The organism is Vibrio amylolyticus, assembly GCF_023145695.1.
GTDB classification, from domain to species: domain Bacteria; phylum Pseudomonadota; class Gammaproteobacteria; order Enterobacterales; family Vibrionaceae; genus Vibrio; species Vibrio amylolyticus.
In genome coordinates, this window is the sequence record NZ_JAJHVV010000042.1 from 1 (window position 1) to 585 (window position 585).

Sequence of the window (585 nt, forward strand, 5' to 3'; positions counted from 1 at the left end):
GAATCCGACTTAATTGCCTTGTTAGGAGTTACCCGTGACGTGCACTTTTTCTAAGTGAACCTTCTTGTACACAGGCCTTAAAGTTACCCATAGATATTTCCTTGGTGTGAAGCTCTACACCACCCGCATTTTTATATGTTGTGTAATCTTTGTTTGGCATCTGAGTTGAAACATACCAAAGATTCCCATCAACACTCTCAGAGCAAGAACCAGGGAAGGTTACGGTCCAAGTTCCTCTGTAATAACAGTTCTTGGCAGTTTGAATGTACGTATCTTCATTTTTTACAGTATCTCCTTTACTCCCAAATATATGAGTGATCGTTACTTCCGTAGCGGGCCCATCCATACCGCCTGCTTGTTTGTTTATAAAAAGGTTCCAATTACTCTTTAACTTACTATTCTCTAGAATAAAACTATCACATTTGGTAATGCCATATTCATGAAAAGCATTAATTAGCAGTTGTTCATCACTAGCTGCAGCAGGGTTAAAAAAAATTGAATTGCAAAATATTGCTGATAATACAGCTACCTTCATTCTCATCAAATACTCCTTATTAGATGATTAAATTAATTGATTCTAAGTCC

1 protein-coding gene is annotated in these 585 nt (G+C 36.9%); it reads right to left on the reverse strand.

Annotation, left to right across the window (positions count from 1 at the left end):
- Nucleotides 1–28: 28 nt before the first annotated feature.
- Nucleotides 29–541 (reverse strand): hypothetical protein, encoded by a 513-nt coding sequence (locus KP803_RS21795; RefSeq protein ID WP_248010953.1) that lies wholly within the window; start codon nucleotides 539–541, stop codon nucleotides 29–31.
- Nucleotides 542–585 lie beyond the last annotated feature (44 nt).

Bases quoted from the DNA above. Each gene is read 5' to 3' on its own strand.
- KP803_RS21795 (WP_248010953.1), bottom strand. From the start codon at position 541: ATGAGAATGAAGGTAGCTGTATTATCAGCAATATTTTGCAATTCAATT.